Here is a 15,366-nt window from a genome sequence, read left to right on the forward strand (position 1 = left end):
AATTAAAAAGGACTTGCCGATTTGGCGAGTCCTTTTTATAATGCCTGACGATATGCCGCCAGGGTTTGCGGATCATAGCAGACCATCGTCACCGTCTCAACCACCGCCGCCGTATCCAGAAAGTCACGGATTGTGGTCAGAGCAATTGGTGCGGCAAGATCAAGCGGAAAGGCATAGACTCCGGTGCTGATTGATGGGAAAGCAACACTCCGGCACCCGTGCTCCTCTGCCAGGCGCAGACTGTTGCGGTAGGAATTGGTCAGCAGCTGCCGCTCGTTGCCATCCCCGCCATGCCAAATCGGACCGGGGGTGTGGATAATGTAGCGGGCCGGCAAGTTGAAGCCGCTAGTGATGCGGGCCTCCCCGGTTGGGCACCCGTTGAATTTGCGGCAGGCCAAGTAGAGACCTGGGCCAGCCGCCCGGTGAATCGCGCCATCAACACCGCCACCGCCCATCAGGGTCGTGTTGGCCGCATTGACAATTGCGTCGACTTGCACCCGAGTAATGTCACCCTGGACCACGTTAATTTTCTTCATCGTCATTCCCCCATTTCACAGAATTTGACTAAAAAAATCACCGCCTACCCGTTTCCGCGCAAGCAGTGATTTTTCTTTTACCAGATGTTGACCCGGTCTTCCGGCGCCTTGTACATCTTATCGCCCGGTTGAATATCGAAGGCCGTATAGAAATCAGCCAGGTTCTCGGCCTGAACGTTGGCCCGCAGTTTCTGCGGCGCGTGCACGTCAATTGACAGGAGGAGTTGGTCATACTGTTTAGTCGCCTTCATCCGCCAGATCGTGGCCCAGTTGATGAAGAACTCGCTGGCGCTGAAGTCTTCCTCTTCCTTAGCCGCTTCAAGGGCACAGGACAGACCGCCCCCGTCGGCAATGTTTTCGGAGACGGTCAGCTTTCCATTGACCTTCTGCCCCGCAAACGGCAACCCATCGAACTCCTTAATCATCTTTTGGGCCAGCTGCTTGAAGTGGGCCGAATCCTCAGCCGTCCACCAGTTGTTGAGGTTCCCGTACTCGTCAAAGAGGGCCCCGTTGTTATCGAAGGCATGGGAGATCTCGTGGGCAATAACCGCCCCGATCCCACCGTAATTCTGACTGCTGGTCTGCTTCAGGGAGTAGAACGGCGCCTGCAGGATTGCAGCCGGGAAGACGATGATGTTCTTGAACGGGTGGTAGTAGGCATTAACCGTGGCGGCACTCATCTCCCACCGCATCCGGTCAACCGGCTTGTTCCAGCGGCCAAACATCTCACGGTTCTTGACGTAGCTGATCTGGTTGAGGTTGGCAATCAGCGATTCACCCTCATCAACCTTGAGCTGGTCATAGACAGCCGGAATCTTGTCCGGGTAGCCGACCTGGATCCCGAGCTTATCCAGCTTGAGAATGGCTTTCTCCCGCGTCGCCTTGCTGAGCCAGTCGTTCTTAGCCAACCGCTTCTTGTAGACGGCCACCATCCGCTCAACCATCTGGTGAACGTCAGCCTTAGCAGTCGGGCCAAAGTACTTCTTACCGTAGTAATCACCGGCAACTTGGCTGAAGACATCGCGAGCCAGGTAGTAGGCAAACTTGCGCTGACTGACCGGCTTCTTGCTTCCGGACAGGGCCCGGCCAAAGCGGCCGTTGATCTCCCGCATCTCATCATCCAGGTAGCTGGCGTAGTTCCGAACGATGTTGACCGTGGCCCAATCCTTAAACAGGTCGAAGTGGTCTTTCAAGATGCTATCCAGGGCCTTGAAGTAGTCCGGCTCGGTCACAATAACCTTTTCTGGGGTCGTGCCAACCAGGCGTTTGATCACGCTGGCCAGATCCAATTGGTCGGTTGCACTGGTCAGTTCCGCGACCGTCTGCGGGTTGTACATCTTGCTGTAGTCTGCAGCCTCCTCGGCACTCTTAACGTTTGGCGCCAGGAGGGCATCAAAATCCTTGGCATGCTGAATGATCTGGGCAGCTTCATCCTTGTCATAGCCCAGCTTATCCATCAGCGTCGTCACCATGTCGGTCCACAGCTTAAGCAGCTGGTCGTGCTCCTGCTTCTTTTCCGGCGTGTAGTAGCTCTTGTCGGGCAGGATCAGGGATGGGGACGAAGCAAACAGGGCATAAACGGTGGCATTCTTCATGTCCGCATCGATATCAAACGTCACTGGTGATGGCAGACCATACATGATCCAGTTGCGCCACTGCGCCTGGTAGTCATCGTAGGACTTGAGCTCCTCAACGCTGCTGAGTACCCGCTTCAGGGCCTTGGGACCAACCTTTTTACGGAAGTCGAACTTCTTGACAATCTTGTACAGCTTGATCATCTCGTTGAACCGTGCGTCGTCTGACTTCTGCTTACCCTCGGCATAGGCATCGAAATCGTCCATCATCTGCTTATCAATTTTGTCAACGAGGTCGTTGAAGCCCCCGGTTGCCGGCTTGTCATCAGGAATCTTGGCGTTCTTGATCCAGTCGCCGTTAACGGCCTCGTACAGGTCGTCCTTGATCATCTTTTTATCTACTGACACTGTGCATCCTCCTTAGCGTGTTGATGCTTTTATTATACTATTTTTTCAGAAATGTCGGTAACAACTGGACTAGTCTTGAAACGGATCCAGCAATGCCTGCCGGGCCCCAGCGGAAAACCACTGGTCATGACGCATGATCAACTGGTTAACCGCCCGGTAATCATTGAGGTCGGTGGTCCCGCTGATCAGACCAGCAATCTGAAGCTGGCGGGCAAAATGGACATCGGCGGCCTCCAGGACATTTCGGTAAATCGGCTGGGCATCCGGGTCCCAGTCCTCGTTCAACAGTCCCACGACTCGGCGATACTCCTCACTGTGGGTCAGAACGCGCTGCATCGCTTGAGGGTTTAAAAGCATCGTCATTTTTCATTCCTCCCTAATTCGAATACTCGGCCATGCTGACCGGCAACGGACAGCTGGTCAGCACTCGTGGTCAGCAGCCAGTCAACATTGCGGTAGCCGTGGCTCCGTAATTGTTTTTCGCCCCAGCCGTCCGTAATGATCACCACTAGCGTCCCGGTCCGGGAAACGCGGTGGGCGGCCAGGAAGTCAAAGATCGCCTGAAAACTGGTGCCGCCGCCACCATGCCGCTCCCAGTTAACGGGCCGCCCGGGATGCAGGGACTGGCCCGGCAGGTAGACCTTGGCGTCAAACGCGTAGACCGTGGCCTTGATCCGGTAATGCCGGACCAACTGTATGATCTCCGTCAGAGCCCGGCTTATCGCTGTGTCCGTCATCGATCCCGAATTATCGACGAAGATCTTCAGTTCGGCAGTCAGGTGGGTCACCTGGCCAGGAAGATCCATCCGCAGGGGCTGGCGGCGGTTGAACCGCGCATGTGATGGCTCCTTGCCCCGCGCAACCTGGCCGAGTTGCCGAGTCAGAACTTGCCGCCAATCAAAGCTGCCCGGAGATCGGCGCGGGCTGATTGCCTGGCGGACCTCTCCCGGCAGCAAACCGCGGTCATGCTGGGGCGTCTGCTGCCAAGCATGACGGAGCAGCTGGCGCAGGCTGGCAATTCGAATTTGCTGATTGCCCACCAGCTGGGCGGCACTGCGATTCCAGCCCCGATGGTCATCCTGCTCGCCAGCAGCCGGCCGTCCCCCCCACTGGCCATCTTCCAGACGGATGCCGCCCTTTTGCAAACGCTCGCGTTCTGTCACGCTGGTCCTAGCCAATATCCGCAGGTAGTCTTGCGAATCAAGCCTTGCCGGAATCCGCCGCCGCAAGAGCTTGCAAACTTGTTCCAGGGTAGCCGTTCCCGGGGGTGCCGCCGGCAGGTACTGGTTAACTGCCATATCCGTGGCCACTTTAACCAGCTGAGGATGAGGGTGGTTAGCATAACGCAGGGGATGCTGCCACAGGACGTGCAACGCTTCGTGGGCCAGCAGCAGCTGAGCATCATCTTGGCGAAGCTCGACAAACGTCTTCGGATTGACTACGAGAGTTAACTGATCGCCCCTCCAGTGCAAGCCGACGACCGCAGACTGGTGCTCATCAAACTGGCGAGGCAGCTGGAGGAGAATTTCCCCCAGCAGGCGGTGTTTCTGCAAGACTGCAACGATTATCTGACTGACCATTGCCGGAGCGCTCACGGCCGAATGATGATGAAAGAACTTGTTCCAGAAGGCCATCAGTTCCGGTCGCCTCGCGTGGCAATTTCGGCCAGGCGGCGATAGAGCTTGGCCACCGGCCCCACCGGTTCTTCCTTAGCTGTCTCATACATCGGCTGGATGACTTGCTCCAATCGTCCACCGATAGACTGGGCAATCGCGAATTGACCGTCTGGGCTGACTTGATCAAGTAATGCACTGAAAGTCCTGGCCCCAGCTGAAGTGCTCAACGGTGCCCGCTCATCATCGGCAACCCATTCCCGAAGCAGGCGCACCTTGGTTGCCTCGTCAGCACCGGCAAAGTCTTTTTGACTGGCCTCCTTGGTCTGGACGGCCTCCAGAGTGAGCTGTTTCCCCTGCGCCAGCACAAACTGGGCAAAGGAAACTCCCACCTCGGTTCCCAAGTCACCGCTGAATAGGTCATCGGCAAGCTCCAGCTGGGTAGCTGGTGGTAACTGCTGCAGCTGGTCCAGATTGTTAGCAACCCGTTCCCACGCCCGGGGTGTCGGCTGCAGGTCCAGATTATCCGGATCATGAACCGCCAGCCGTTCCGGGTAGGTCGTCAGATAGTTAATCACTAGTGGATTAACTCCGGCATCACGTGCCCAAGCCAGCCATTCCGTAGTAGAGGCTGTCATCACCAGCCGCACTGTCCGATCCTTGATAGCCGCGTCAGCGGAGGCCACCGCATACTCCCGGTCACCAAAGCCGGCCATCGAGCTGTCTGGATTTTCCGCAATAACGATCATGACGGTATCGGGAAGCCGCAGCGCATTGATCCGCCGCTGGAGGACCAGGTTCATCAGCTCACTCTGAACAGCGGCCGTCCCCCGGTTGAACTCATCGAGGAACCAGATAATCGGTGTCGCGGGGTGGGCTTCGGCATCTTTAATAATCCGAATCAGGGTCTCCGAATAGCCAAACTGGACATTGGCCAGCCGACCATAGTGCCGGGTCTCAACAAACGAATCACTGGTCAGCGGGGGAACAGGGATGGTCAGGTCTCCCTTCTCGCTCAGGCTGACCACTGTAGTAAACAAGTGGGCACCCAGCTGGCCGGCAACGTCCTTAACCAGGGCCGACTTGCCGATCCCCGCATCCCCGACAATGTTAGGAACATTCCCCGCCCGCAGGACCAGGGGAACTGCCGTCAGTAGTTGTTGATATGTCAATGCCATGTAATCAGTCCTTCCAACCGTGCTTCTCAAGGTCCATCATGCGTTTGCGCATTCCCGACACGTAGGGGTTGCCGGCGACGATGAAGCGCTGGGGCTTGGCGCCATCTTTGCCCTGCATGTTCACCCCAATTCGTTGGGTCGTAATTATTTCCCGGGGAATTTTAAAGTGCTCAAGGTCAACCCGGAGTGGGCTGGTTTCCATCGGCCGACCATCCAAACTTCGGGAGTGGATTCCCAGGGCTTGCACGAGCTTCCCGGGGCCATTCGTGATGTTGACCCCACCCATCTTCCGGTGAGCCGCCATCAAGTCCGTTCCAATTGCGGGTTCAATGCCGCGGAGCAGGATCCCCTGCGGCTCGTTCGGATCCTGGACAACGATGTCAAAGCAGTAGTGACCGCGGATTTGGTAGAGGTAGATGTCGCCCGGCTGGCCATACAGTGATTCCGAGTAACCGGTCCGACGGCCATTAAAGGCGTGGGAAGCGGAATCGTTCTCCCCCAAATAGGCCTCAGTCTCGACGATGTAGCCCCCAGTCTTGCCATCTGGCCCGTCATAGGTTACCAATTTACCTAGCAGGTCCTGGGCAATCGCAATGGTCGGACGACCGGTAAAAAATTGTTGGTATTCAGACAGCATGGTTTGAATTCCCCCTTAAATGAACTATCCTAAAGTTACCACGAATCGAAGGGAGAAACACACATGGAACTCAAAACGGAACGAATCTATGCCAAGCCCGCTGATCTTGATGGTTATCGAATCCTGGTTGACCGCCTCTGGCCCCGCGGGATCTCCAAGGTCAATGCCCACCTGGATGAATGGCTGAAGGAAGTTGGTCCCACTAATGAATTGCGGAAGTGGTTCGGCCACGATCCTGCTAGGTACGCGGAATTTAAGGCCCGCTACCTGAAGGAGCTGGCTGGCAATCCGGCCTACACCCAGCTCCAGCAACTGGTCAAGGAGAAGCTTGCCACCCAAAACGTAATCCTCCTGTATGGGGCCAAGGACGAACAGCACAACCAAGCCGTTATTCTTAAAGAACAACTGCTGGCCGACTTAAAATAAAGCAATAACGGGGACCGCACCAAACATGGTCCCCGTTATTTATTACTTCAGTTGTGCTAATCCCTGTTGCAGAACATCATCATCCACCCGGGTCGTCAGGAAACGCTGCATTGGTGTCTCACTGTGGCGATCCTTAAAGGCCAACGGTTCAGCCGCCAAAATTACCGCCGTCAGGTTATTCTCAGTCATCAGGAGCTGACCTGGTCCCTGGTACTTCCCCTTAGTGTGCTTACCGATCCGCCAGACGTGCAGCTTGGCATTGCCCGCCGGGTCGAGTTTCAGCTGGTACTTGCCATCCGCATCCGTTTCAACTGGAATGCAGGTAAACTTTAAGACTTCATACTTGCCTTTTTTACTCATACGTTATGTCCTCTCTTCGCTTTACTACCCATTCTACTTTTCTGCCCCGCAAATTCAACTGACAACTGTAATAAGTGGTACAGTTAAGTTGATTAAATGATCAGGAGGTATTCAATTATGGAAAAAACACCAATTACGGCTGAACAAATGCGGCACTTTGACTCCTATACGATCAACAAGATTGGCATTCCCTCACTCGTCCTGATGGAACGGGCAGCGTTGGCAGTCCGGGACGAGGTGCTCAACGCCTTTCCCCTCTACCTGGACCATGTCGTCGTGGTTGCCGGCAGCGGTAACAACGGCGGGGACGGCCTCGATGTCGCTCGGCTCCTCCACATTGCTGGGGTCAAAGTCACCATCCTCAACGTCGGCAATCCGGACCACGCCTCAGCAGAACACCAGACCCAGGAAAAAATCTGCCAATATTACCAGATCCCCGAAACAACTGACTTGGGCATCCTCAAGCAGGCCAGTCTGATCATCGACGCCATGTTTGGGATCGGCATTGACCGGCCAGTAACTGGCGCCTATGCCGATGCCATCGACGCGATCAATCACAGCAAGGCCCTTGTAGTCGCTATTGACATGCCATCCGGGATCAACACCGACACCGGCGAGGTCATGGGGACCGCCGTTAAGGCCGACGCCACCGTTACCTTTGCCTTCAACAAGGTCGGCCTGACTAAGGGCGACGGCGCTAAACACGCTGGCCGGATTGTCATTGCCGACGACATGGGCACCTACGCCGTCGACGATTGATTTGATATCCTCACTTTAATTACCAATCCAAAATAAGGGATCATGACATTTCCATCATGGTCCCTTATTTTCTATGTTTTTACTTCAGATACTTAGCAGGATCAGCGGCAAAGTCATCAACTGCAATCTCGACACTATCCTTGGTAGCGGCGTTCTTTAATTGGAACTTGCCCTCGTCAACTTCCCGACTGCCAAATACAGCAAAGTACTTAGCATTGCGCCGGAAGGCTTCCTTGATCTGCTTACCGACCTTGACACCACTGTAGTCCTTGTCGGCAACGACACCTTGTTGACGAACCTTGTTTAAGAGGTCAAAGGCTAGGGCATCCCCCTGGTCATCGGCACTGGCAAAGAAGACGTCCAGGGTGTCCTTAGGAGCAAACTCTGGGTTCTCCTGCTGGAGGAGCAGCATCAGCCGTTCAACCCCCATGCCGAAACCAATGCCCCCTTCTTCAGGGCCGCCGAGCTGCTTGATCAGACCGTTGTAACGGCCACCGGCACAGACCGTGGTGTAGCCGCCCCCGAAGACCGGTGAGTCGGACATGATCTCAAAGATGGTGTGGTTGTAGTAGTCCAGTCCCCGGACCATGTTGGTATCAATCTCGTAGTCGATGCCCAGCTGCTTCAAGAGGCTCTGAACCTGGTCGAAGTAGGCTTGGGATTCATCATCGAGGTAGTCGAGGATCGACGGTGCATTGGCCACGATCTTCTTGTCACCCGCGTCCTTGCTATCGAGGACCCGCAGCGGGTTCCGGTAGAGCCGCTCTTGGGAGTCCTTGCTGAGTTCATCGTAGTGGGGCTTCAGGTAGTCGATCAGGGCCTGCCGGTAGTCTTCCCGAACTTTCTTATCCCCCAGAGTATTGATGGTCAGCTTAACGTTAGGCACACCGAACCGCTTGAAGAGGGTCATGGCCATAGCGATCACTTCCACATCAATCTGTGGTGATTCGTTGTTCAAGGCCTCCACCCCGATCTGGTGGAACTCACGCTGCCGGCCAGATTGCGGACGCTCATAACGGAACATTGGGCCCATGTAGTAGACCTTGTACGGCTTCGGGTATTCCGGACCATAGAGCTTGTTTTCAACGTAGGCCCGGACAACGCCGGCCGTCCCTTCCGGCCGCAGGGCGATGTGCCGATCGCCCTTGTCGTGGAAGTCGTACATTTCCTTTTCGACAATGTCAGAAGTATCCCCGACGTTCCGGGAGAAGACGTTGTAATCCTCAAACATTGGCGTCCGGATCCCCCGGTAGCCGAATTCCCGGAAGACTTCTCGAGCACTTGCTTCAACCTTTTCCCACAGGCCGGTCGTCCCTGGAAGCAGGTCGGCCGTACCCTTTGGCTTTTGATAATCCATCTTGTGATCTCCTTTCAAATTTCACGTCGAGTACAATAAAGAACGCCCTCCAAGGCCATCAGCCTTAGAGGGCGAATCAAATTCACTGTGCCACCTCTATTCACAGCGGCCTCACAGTCGCTGCCTCAGGAAGTTTTTTCAACTTCATGACGTTAACGGGTCATCCGGGACGGACTACTTTGTTCCCCCGTCCAGCTAGTAGAGGTGTCTTCACAGTCACTGCCAGCTCTCAGCCCCACTGGTTCTCTGTCGGTTCCGTGACTGCTTTATTTTCTACTCAACGCTTTTACACACCTGTGATTTTACCATAGCTCCTGCCTTTGGTCTACCCGCTCAGGAGCGCGCCTGCAGCCGGTGGATCCGGGTAAGATAGCCAACCACGATCAAGAGGGTAATAAACATCATCAAGAAGGCCGAGATGAAGAGCAGCTGGTAGTTGCCGGCCTCAATAACGTAACCGCCATACAGGGGGCCAATTGCCCGGCCGACTGAGATGGTGATGTTTAGCAGCCCCTGGTAGTGACCGGCTTCGTCAACATCAGTCAGCTGGGCAATCCAGGCGGGTAGGCCCGCAAAGCTCGTCGTCTCGCCGATCGTCAGCACCACAAAGTCCAGGGTAAAGGCCAGCAGACTCCTGGCAAAGACCAGCAGCAAAAATGACGAAGAGAAGATCAGGATCCCAACGATAATCTGGCTTGACAGCCGAACATAGGGACTCAGCTTGTTGACCAGGGGCTGACCAATGATAATCAGCACCCCGTTCAGCGTCCACAACATACTGTAAGCATAGAATGGAATTCCCATGTTGGTCATGTGAACGGCCATCACACTTTCCCACAAAGAGTAGCTGAGGTGAATGGTCACCAGGTTCAACAGAATCAGCCAGATCAAGATAATCAGGCGGTGGTGCTGCGGGGAGCGTTCCCGCTGCCGGTCCCGAGTTACTGACCGCTTAGGAAGCTTTACCTTAACATTGAAGGTCAGGATCACCAGGATCGTCAGCAGCAGGTAGAAGAACGTCGCCACCGCGAAGACCAGCACCACGCTGATCGGCAGCAAGACCCCGACCAGCAGGGTCCCGATGACGACCCCGATGTTGAAGGCCATGTAGATATAGTTGAACACGTAGCGGGAGGTGTGCTGAGTGATCAGCGAACCGTATGAATTGACGATCGTCGCATTGATCCCGTCGCCAAAACTGTTCAGCATCATCAGCAGGGCAAACCAGGGCCAGCCATGAATAAAGATCAAGAGGAAGATGGCCAGGGTCGACAATCCCACCCCGATCAGGGCCGTCCGGTATTGGCTCCAGTGATCAAACAGCCAGCCGCCGGCATAGTTCCCGGCCATCATGGCAATCGACATAAAGAGCATGACCATCCCCGCGGTCGTCAGGGTCTGGTGCAGGTAGTTATGCATGTACATCGTGGTCAGCGGCCACAAAAAGGCAGCTCCGGTGTTATTCAACAAACTTGCCAGAGCCACCCATCTTAACTTAACCGTATTACTTTTTGTCGTCATAAAGTGCCCCGATTACTACCGTTCAACAACCATTTCTGATGATGGCACCCGCAAAAGCGTGTACGCGGCCGATTCGCGGTTCGCCCGCATCCCGATCCCGTTCAGCGGGGTATTCCGGTAGTGAACCGTCATGACGGCGGCAAAAGCATGACCTGTCTGGGAATCATACTTTTTAAGCTGGGCCCGGTCCCACGGCAAGGCACTGATGCTCAACGGAATGATCCGGTCGTCATCCGCCACCGAACCAAAACGTGAGGTGGTCATATACTTGTTGTTGCCTGACCAATAAGTATAGGAAACAACCGGGTGATTGCCGCCCTTGCTTCGGGTCGCCAGGACGTAGTAGTAGTCATCATTCTTATTGCTGATCTGCAGCGGGTAGTATTTCGTGCTAATCCGTGTCTCATGGCTGTTTCCCAGGTCGACTTGCCGGAAGAAGGTCATGTAAGACATGGTCCCGATCCACAAGACGGCTACCAGTACCAAGACAACGTAGCGGCCAAACAGTTTTTTATCAAATGCCCGCTTGGTCTTGGCGATCAGCATCAACTGCTGCACCCGGATATAGTGGATGACGTAGCAGAAAAAGGCAATTGCCAAAATCCAGAGGAGCCAGCCAAGCCAATTCCAACTCATAATAATTCTCCAATCTAAAAAAGTAATTACCTAGATTATCACACAAAATTGAGCCCATGTCCCGGTTTTCCCGCCAGAATATTGCCAATTAATTATCGCAAGCGGGTCGAACTGTGCTAAACTAAATTTTGGCATAAATTTTCAACATGTCTTACAATGAAACATGAACTGACACAAGTCTAAATGACTCAATACTAAGGAGGAATTGATTTCATGGACAATTTGAGTGAGTTAGCTCTAAAGCTGATCAACTTTGAGCGCGAAAACGACTTAAACGATAACGAAGTTGCCTTTGGAAGCCATCTATCAGTCGAACGAATTCACGATATCAAATCATCAAACGCAGTGGCGACTTCTGAAGAAACCGAATTGCTCCAACGGTTTATGCAAAGCAAGTAACCGATTAAAAACGGTGTAAATTTTCCGCAAACTAAAAAGGGATCCTAATGTTGCATTCAGTGAACATTGGGATCCCTTTTGCTATCTCTTTGGTTTTGTTAATTTTCCGGAGAGTAAAAGTGGACTGGAACCACCACTGACGACACCGCTGCCTGGGGGCTTTTAATCCGGGTCATCAGGGTATCAATCAATTTGGCACTAAGTTCTTCAATCGGCTGGATCACAGTCGGCAGCTCAGGATTGGTCTGGCGAATCAGCCGGGAGCCATTGTACCCGATCAAGAAATAATCTTGATTAAACTGCATACCAGCTCGCTGGTAGATGTTGCCGATCTCCAGGGCCTGAACATCATTAGAGGCAATCACCCCATCGTAGATACCGGGAAAGACCGTTGTCAGGTCAACCTGGTGGGCATCGATCGGATCAAAACTGCGGTGCTGCTGGCTCAAATAATCGACAACCCCCTGGAGCCGGTTAACGGTTGGTGAAACCGACTGGTCCTCGTCGACCATCACCGCGATCCGGCGGACTTGATGTTCGAGCAGGTATTTAGTGGCCAGCTGTCCGCCCTGATAGCTGTCGGCGGAAACGATCGGAATGTTATCAGCCAGGTAACGGTCAAATGACACAATCGGCGCGGTAATCTGGTGGTACTCCTCGATATCCAGGTTGTGCGAACCCGAAATAATCCCGTCTACCTGGTTAGCCAACAGCATGTTCAGGTAGTCATGCTCAATCTCCGGATTTTCCGCTGAGGACGCAATGATTGTTTTGTAACCCTTGGTGAACAGCTGCCGTTCCAATTCATTGACCAGCTCCGCGAAAAAGGGGTTAATCAGGTTGGGAAAGATCAGGCCAATAAACTTGGACGGCTTTCCCTGCATTGCGCGGGCCAGGGCATTGGGCTGGTAGTTCAGCTCCCGCATTGCCGCATGGACCTTCTTAATGGTTTTTTCACTCAGGGACCCATAGTTGTTGATCACCCGTGATACGGTGGTTACCGAAACCCCCGCAAGCTGGGCAACATCCTTTAACTTCGCAACCATTTAATTAATCCCTACTTTCTTCCAAGATTAACTGGCATATCTGTCAGTAACCCTTTTATTATAGCTTAACCGTCCCCGAACGCGTAACTTATTTCACCGATTTGCTCTCGGATAATTATATGTAAATTTTTTCATTCGTTAAAATATTGCTAAACACATCACCAGCTCTTTGTTCGATAACATGAAAGCTACCGGGACGGCAATCTGCATGGCAAAATTATAAATTCGCTAATAAATTGATTCCTTTTCAAATTGACGATCAGTTAAATTAATGCTAACTTAATACTAGCTGTAAATCTTAATAAGTTCTTAAATTTTTTTGCGAAAACTTACAAATTTATTTATCAATTTACGTCAAGGGAGTCAATGCTAATGAATCGTCAAGAATCTACAAATTCGACCACTCATTTCAAGATGTACAAAAGCGGTCGAAAATGGATGTTTGCAGGAATCACAGCACTTACAATGCTTACTGCCACTGGCGCCGTCGCCCATGCCGATGAAAGTCAGCCAGTAAAAGAAGAAGCTCAGATCACCAGTGCTACACCAAATAGCAGTACTGCCGCCGACAGTTCCGCTGCCAACAGCAGTGCCGTTGTTTCTGCCGCTGCCGAAAGTTCTACGGCTGCTAACAGCGCTTCTGCCAACAGTGTGGCCCCTGCAAGCGTCAGTGCCGCCGCTTCCGCTAATTCTTCATCAGCCCAGTCCGCTTCAGCTACGGCAACTGAGAGCAACACCCCTGCAAGCGCTGCAGCCGTAACGGCTATGGCAATGGCAGCTACCACCGCTTCTCAGCAAAACAACGGGGTTGACGTGGCTTCACTGCACTTCAGCAATAATGCCCGGAGCCAGTCCTTTATCCAAAGCGTTGCTCCAGGCGCCATTGCCGGTTGGAACAAGTACGGGGTTCTGCCGTCCATCACTGTTGCCCAGGCAATCCTAGAGAGTGGCTGGGGACAGTCCTCCCTTTCCACCAATGCCCACAACCTCTTTGGAATCAAGGGTTCTTACAATGGGCATTCAGTCACGATGCCGACACGGGAAGTCTACGGTGGCCGGAGCGTTTACATCAACGATAATTTCCGGGCCTATGCTAACAATTCCGAATCGGTTGAGGACCACGGTAACTTCCTGTACAGCAACCAGCGTTACCACAACCTTCTGGGTGATACCAACTATGTTTCCGTTGCCAACAAGCTTCACTTAGACGGCTACGCAACTGACCCCAGCTATGCCAACTCACTGATCAGATTAGTGCAGGTCTACAACCTGAACCAGCTCGACTCAGTTGCCTTCTCCGGCCGGACAATCACCAACAAGGATACCAATTCTTCTACTTCCGACACCAATTTCGATGCTAACGGGAGCACTAATTACTACACTGTCCATGGCGGTGATACCCTTTCCGGCATTGCCAACAAGTTCTCAACGTCCGTCAGCACCTTGGCGCACCTGAATGATATTCAAAATGTCAACCGGATTTACGTTGGCCAACGGCTCCTGGTACGTCAGAACTCATCGGCAACGGACCAGCACCAAACGCAAACCAATACTAATACCCAAAATACCAAGACCGCTAACACCAGTGCCAAACAGGCGGCAACTACCAATGCTGGTGCTAGTTCCTACACCGTCCAGCGTGGCGACACCCTTTCCGGCATTGCCAACCGGTTCAACACTACGTACACCAGCCTGGCACAGATCAACCACTTGAGCAACCCGAACCATATTTACGTCGGTCAACGGCTCCAGTTGCGGGCACAGGAACAAACTAACAGTCACGCCGCTCAGAACACCAATAACAATACTCAGCACACGTCAAGCGTTAGTTCCTACACCGTGCAAAGTGGTGACACCCTTTCCGGCATTGCCAACAAGTTCAACACTACGTACACCAGCCTGGCACAGATCAACCACTTGAGCAACCCGAACCATATTTACGTCGGTCAACGCCTGCAACTCCGGGCACAAACGAATGGTCAGCCAGCGGCGGCATCCAATACCAGCACGCGGCGGACCAGTTCTACCAGTACCGCTACCGGATCAACTTACACCGTGCAAAGCGGTGACACCCTCTCCGGCATTGCTGCTAAGTTTAACACCAGCTACACTCAGCTAGCCCAAGCCAACCACCTGAGCAACCCGAACCACATTTACGTTGGTCAACGCCTGCAGGTTCGCGGCAGTAGTCAATCAAGCTACCAAAGCAGTGCTGTAAATCGCGTTTCAACTGGCCGCACCGGCTATGTTGTGCAGAGTGGCGACTCCTTATCGAAGATTGCCGCCCAATACGGTTTAAGCTGGCGGACCCTGGCAAGCAAGAATAATCTCCAGAGCCCATACGTTATTTACGTTGGCCAGCACCTGGCACTCTAAAATAGATATCATCTAAAAAAGCAAAAGTAATTCTACTTTTGCTTTTTTTCGTTTAAAACCTTAGAATAAAAATATACTGGTTAGTTAAGCGTCAATTAAAGCGTTTTTAGAATGAAAGTGGTGATCTGCCGTGCCAGTAAATGAAAATCCCAACCTTGAGAGCATCAGTCACTTTTTTAAGATTCTCGGCAATCCTAAAAGACTGCAGCTCCTCTACCTCTTAATTCAACACTCGATGAGCGTCTCTGAAATCAGCGAACGATTGAACTGGGAACAGTCCGGCGTATCTCACCAGCTTCAACTGTTGCGTAAGTATAATCTCGTCCAACAGCACCGGCAGGGAAAAGTGGTCATCTACCATCTCGATGATCCCCAGGTGGTTGTTCTAATTGCTGACGTCTTAAACCATGCCGAACAAATCGTAAAAAAATAAGGATTACGTCCCCGTAATCCTTATTTTTTTGGCAGATTGTAAAATTTAAGTTGAACATTTAAGTGGACAGAAAAACCCATCAAGGTCTTTAATGGTGTTACCACAAC

At 52.9% G+C, this 15,366-nt stretch carries 16 protein-coding genes; 5 read left to right on the forward strand and 11 right to left on the reverse strand.

What is annotated here, in order from left to right:
- Positions 1-35: 35 nt before the first annotated feature.
- From QOS10_RS04065 to QOS10_RS04090, 6 genes are all read right to left on the reverse strand, one after another.
- Complete coding sequence (locus QOS10_RS04065) at positions 36-536, reverse strand: O-acetyl-ADP-ribose deacetylase (protein ID WP_283593891.1); 501 nt, start codon at positions 534-536, stop codon at positions 36-38.
- Positions 537-613: 77 nt separating this feature from the next.
- Positions 614-2,500, reverse strand: a complete 1,887-nt coding sequence (locus QOS10_RS04070) for a M13 family metallopeptidase (protein ID WP_408621580.1) — start codon at positions 2,498-2,500, stop codon at positions 614-616.
- A gap of 87 nt (positions 2,501-2,587) precedes the next feature.
- Entirely contained in the window at positions 2,588-2,881 is a 294-nt protein-coding gene (locus QOS10_RS04075) for a hypothetical protein (RefSeq protein WP_283593893.1), read from the reverse strand.
- Positions 2,878-4,152 (reverse strand): vWA domain-containing protein, encoded by a 1,275-nt coding sequence (locus QOS10_RS04080; protein WP_283593894.1) that lies wholly within the window; start codon positions 4,150-4,152, stop codon positions 2,878-2,880. Before QOS10_RS04080 ends, QOS10_RS04075 begins: the two co-directional genes overlap by 4 nt.
- Complete coding sequence (locus QOS10_RS04085; protein ID WP_283593896.1) at positions 4,152-5,309, reverse strand: ATP-binding protein; 1,158 nt, start codon at positions 5,307-5,309, stop codon at positions 4,152-4,154. The genes QOS10_RS04080 and QOS10_RS04085 overlap by 1 nt, the downstream gene beginning before the upstream one ends.
- 4 nt (positions 5,310-5,313) lie before the next feature.
- Positions 5,314-5,946, reverse strand: a complete 633-nt coding sequence (locus tag QOS10_RS04090) for a DNA-3-methyladenine glycosylase (protein WP_283593897.1) — start codon at positions 5,944-5,946, stop codon at positions 5,314-5,316.
- Positions 5,947-6,009: 63 nt separating this feature from the next.
- On the opposite strand from QOS10_RS04090, the gene QOS10_RS04095 reads away from it, so the two are divergent.
- On the forward strand, positions 6,010-6,372 hold the full coding sequence (locus tag QOS10_RS04095) for a DUF488 domain-containing protein (protein WP_283593898.1): 363 nt from the start codon (positions 6,010-6,012) through the stop codon (positions 6,370-6,372).
- 42 nt (positions 6,373-6,414) lie between these two features.
- On the opposite strand, the gene QOS10_RS04100 is transcribed toward QOS10_RS04095, so the two are convergent.
- A complete protein-coding gene (locus tag QOS10_RS04100) occupies positions 6,415-6,732 on the reverse strand; it encodes a DUF7671 family protein (protein ID WP_283593899.1) in 318 nt (105 codons plus the stop codon).
- Between the two features lie 117 nt (positions 6,733-6,849).
- Here QOS10_RS04100 and QOS10_RS04105 point away from each other — a divergent pair, with 117 nt between their 5' ends.
- Complete coding sequence (locus QOS10_RS04105) at positions 6,850-7,491, forward strand: NAD(P)H-hydrate epimerase (protein WP_283593900.1); 642 nt, start codon at positions 6,850-6,852, stop codon at positions 7,489-7,491.
- Between the two features lie 79 nt (positions 7,492-7,570).
- On the opposite strand, the gene hisS is transcribed toward QOS10_RS04105, so the two are convergent.
- The 3 genes from hisS to QOS10_RS04120 form a co-directional block, all read right to left on the reverse strand.
- Positions 7,571-8,848, reverse strand: coding sequence for a histidine--tRNA ligase (gene hisS, locus QOS10_RS04110; RefSeq protein WP_283593901.1), 1,278 nt, complete (start codon positions 8,846-8,848; stop codon positions 7,571-7,573).
- A gap of 333 nt (positions 8,849-9,181) precedes the next feature.
- The gene (locus QOS10_RS04115; protein ID WP_283593902.1) at positions 9,182-10,369 is read right to left on the reverse strand and encodes an MFS transporter; all 1,188 of its coding nucleotides are present in this window, start codon (positions 10,367-10,369) and stop codon (positions 9,182-9,184) included.
- A 15-nt stretch (positions 10,370-10,384) separates the two neighbouring features.
- Positions 10,385-11,005, reverse strand: a complete 621-nt coding sequence (locus QOS10_RS04120; RefSeq protein WP_283593904.1) for an LVIS_2131 family protein — start codon at positions 11,003-11,005, stop codon at positions 10,385-10,387.
- 213 nt (positions 11,006-11,218) lie between these two features.
- On the opposite strand from QOS10_RS04120, the gene QOS10_RS04125 reads away from it, so the two are divergent.
- Positions 11,219-11,404: an LBP_cg2779 family protein gene (locus tag QOS10_RS04125; RefSeq protein ID WP_283593907.1), complete on the forward strand. Its 186-nt coding sequence runs from the start codon at positions 11,219-11,221 to the stop codon at positions 11,402-11,404.
- A gap of 98 nt (positions 11,405-11,502) precedes the next feature.
- Here the strand turns inward: QOS10_RS04125 and QOS10_RS04130 are convergent, their stop codons facing one another.
- Entirely contained in the window at positions 11,503-12,450 is a 948-nt protein-coding gene (locus QOS10_RS04130) for a LacI family DNA-binding transcriptional regulator (protein ID WP_283593909.1), read from the reverse strand.
- 372 nt (positions 12,451-12,822) lie between these two features.
- On the opposite strand from QOS10_RS04130, the gene QOS10_RS04135 reads away from it, so the two are divergent.
- Together QOS10_RS04135 and QOS10_RS04140 are read left to right on the forward strand one after the other, a co-directional pair.
- On the forward strand, positions 12,823-14,826 hold the full coding sequence (locus QOS10_RS04135) for a LysM peptidoglycan-binding domain-containing protein (RefSeq protein ID WP_283593910.1): 2,004 nt from the start codon (positions 12,823-12,825) through the stop codon (positions 14,824-14,826).
- A gap of 130 nt (positions 14,827-14,956) precedes the next feature.
- The gene (locus QOS10_RS04140; protein ID WP_104688232.1) at positions 14,957-15,259 is read left to right on the forward strand and encodes an ArsR/SmtB family transcription factor; all 303 of its coding nucleotides are present in this window, start codon (positions 14,957-14,959) and stop codon (positions 15,257-15,259) included.
- The last annotated feature ends 107 nt before the right edge of the window (positions 15,260-15,366 follow it).

Origin of the sequence: Limosilactobacillus galli (genome assembly GCF_947381495.1) — a bacterium.
GTDB classification, from domain to species: domain Bacteria; phylum Bacillota; class Bacilli; order Lactobacillales; family Lactobacillaceae; genus Limosilactobacillus; species Limosilactobacillus galli.

What these genes read in the sequence shown, in the direction of transcription:
- hisS (WP_283593901.1), bottom strand. Translation starts at nt 8,848, where the DNA reads ATGGATTATCAAAAGCCAAAGGGTACGGCCGACCTGCTTCCAGGGACG.
- QOS10_RS04065 (WP_283593891.1), bottom strand. Translation starts at nt 536, where the DNA reads ATGAAGAAAATTAACGTGGTCCAGGGTGACATTACTCGGGTGCAAGTC.
- QOS10_RS04105 (WP_283593900.1), top strand. Translation starts at nt 6,850, where the DNA reads ATGGAAAAAACACCAATTACGGCTGAACAAATGCGGCACTTTGACTCC.
- QOS10_RS04080 (WP_283593894.1), bottom strand. Translation starts at nt 4,152, where the DNA reads ATGGCCTTCTGGAACAAGTTCTTTCATCATCATTCGGCCGTGAGCGCT.
- QOS10_RS04125 (WP_283593907.1), top strand. Translation starts at nt 11,219, where the DNA reads ATGGACAATTTGAGTGAGTTAGCTCTAAAGCTGATCAACTTTGAGCGC.
- QOS10_RS04085 (WP_283593896.1), bottom strand. Translation starts at nt 5,309, where the DNA reads ATGGCATTGACATATCAACAACTACTGACGGCAGTTCCCCTGGTCCTG.
- QOS10_RS04130 (WP_283593909.1), bottom strand. Translation starts at nt 12,450, where the DNA reads ATGGTTGCGAAGTTAAAGGATGTTGCCCAGCTTGCGGGGGTTTCGGTA.
- QOS10_RS04115 (WP_283593902.1), bottom strand. Translation starts at nt 10,369, where the DNA reads ATGACGACAAAAAGTAATACGGTTAAGTTAAGATGGGTGGCTCTGGCA.
- QOS10_RS04135 (WP_283593910.1), top strand. Translation starts at nt 12,823, where the DNA reads ATGAATCGTCAAGAATCTACAAATTCGACCACTCATTTCAAGATGTAC.
- QOS10_RS04070 (WP_408621580.1), bottom strand. Translation starts at nt 2,500, where the DNA reads ATGATCAAGGACGACCTGTACGAGGCCGTTAACGGCGACTGGATCAAG.
- QOS10_RS04075 (WP_283593893.1), bottom strand. Translation starts at nt 2,881, where the DNA reads ATGACGATGCTTTTAAACCCTCAAGCGATGCAGCGCGTTCTGACCCAC.
- QOS10_RS04095 (WP_283593898.1), top strand. Translation starts at nt 6,010, where the DNA reads ATGGAACTCAAAACGGAACGAATCTATGCCAAGCCCGCTGATCTTGAT.
- QOS10_RS04120 (WP_283593904.1), bottom strand. Translation starts at nt 11,005, where the DNA reads ATGAGTTGGAATTGGCTTGGCTGGCTCCTCTGGATTTTGGCAATTGCC.
- QOS10_RS04090 (WP_283593897.1), bottom strand. Translation starts at nt 5,946, where the DNA reads ATGCTGTCTGAATACCAACAATTTTTTACCGGTCGTCCGACCATTGCG.
- QOS10_RS04100 (WP_283593899.1), bottom strand. Translation starts at nt 6,732, where the DNA reads ATGAGTAAAAAAGGCAAGTATGAAGTCTTAAAGTTTACCTGCATTCCA.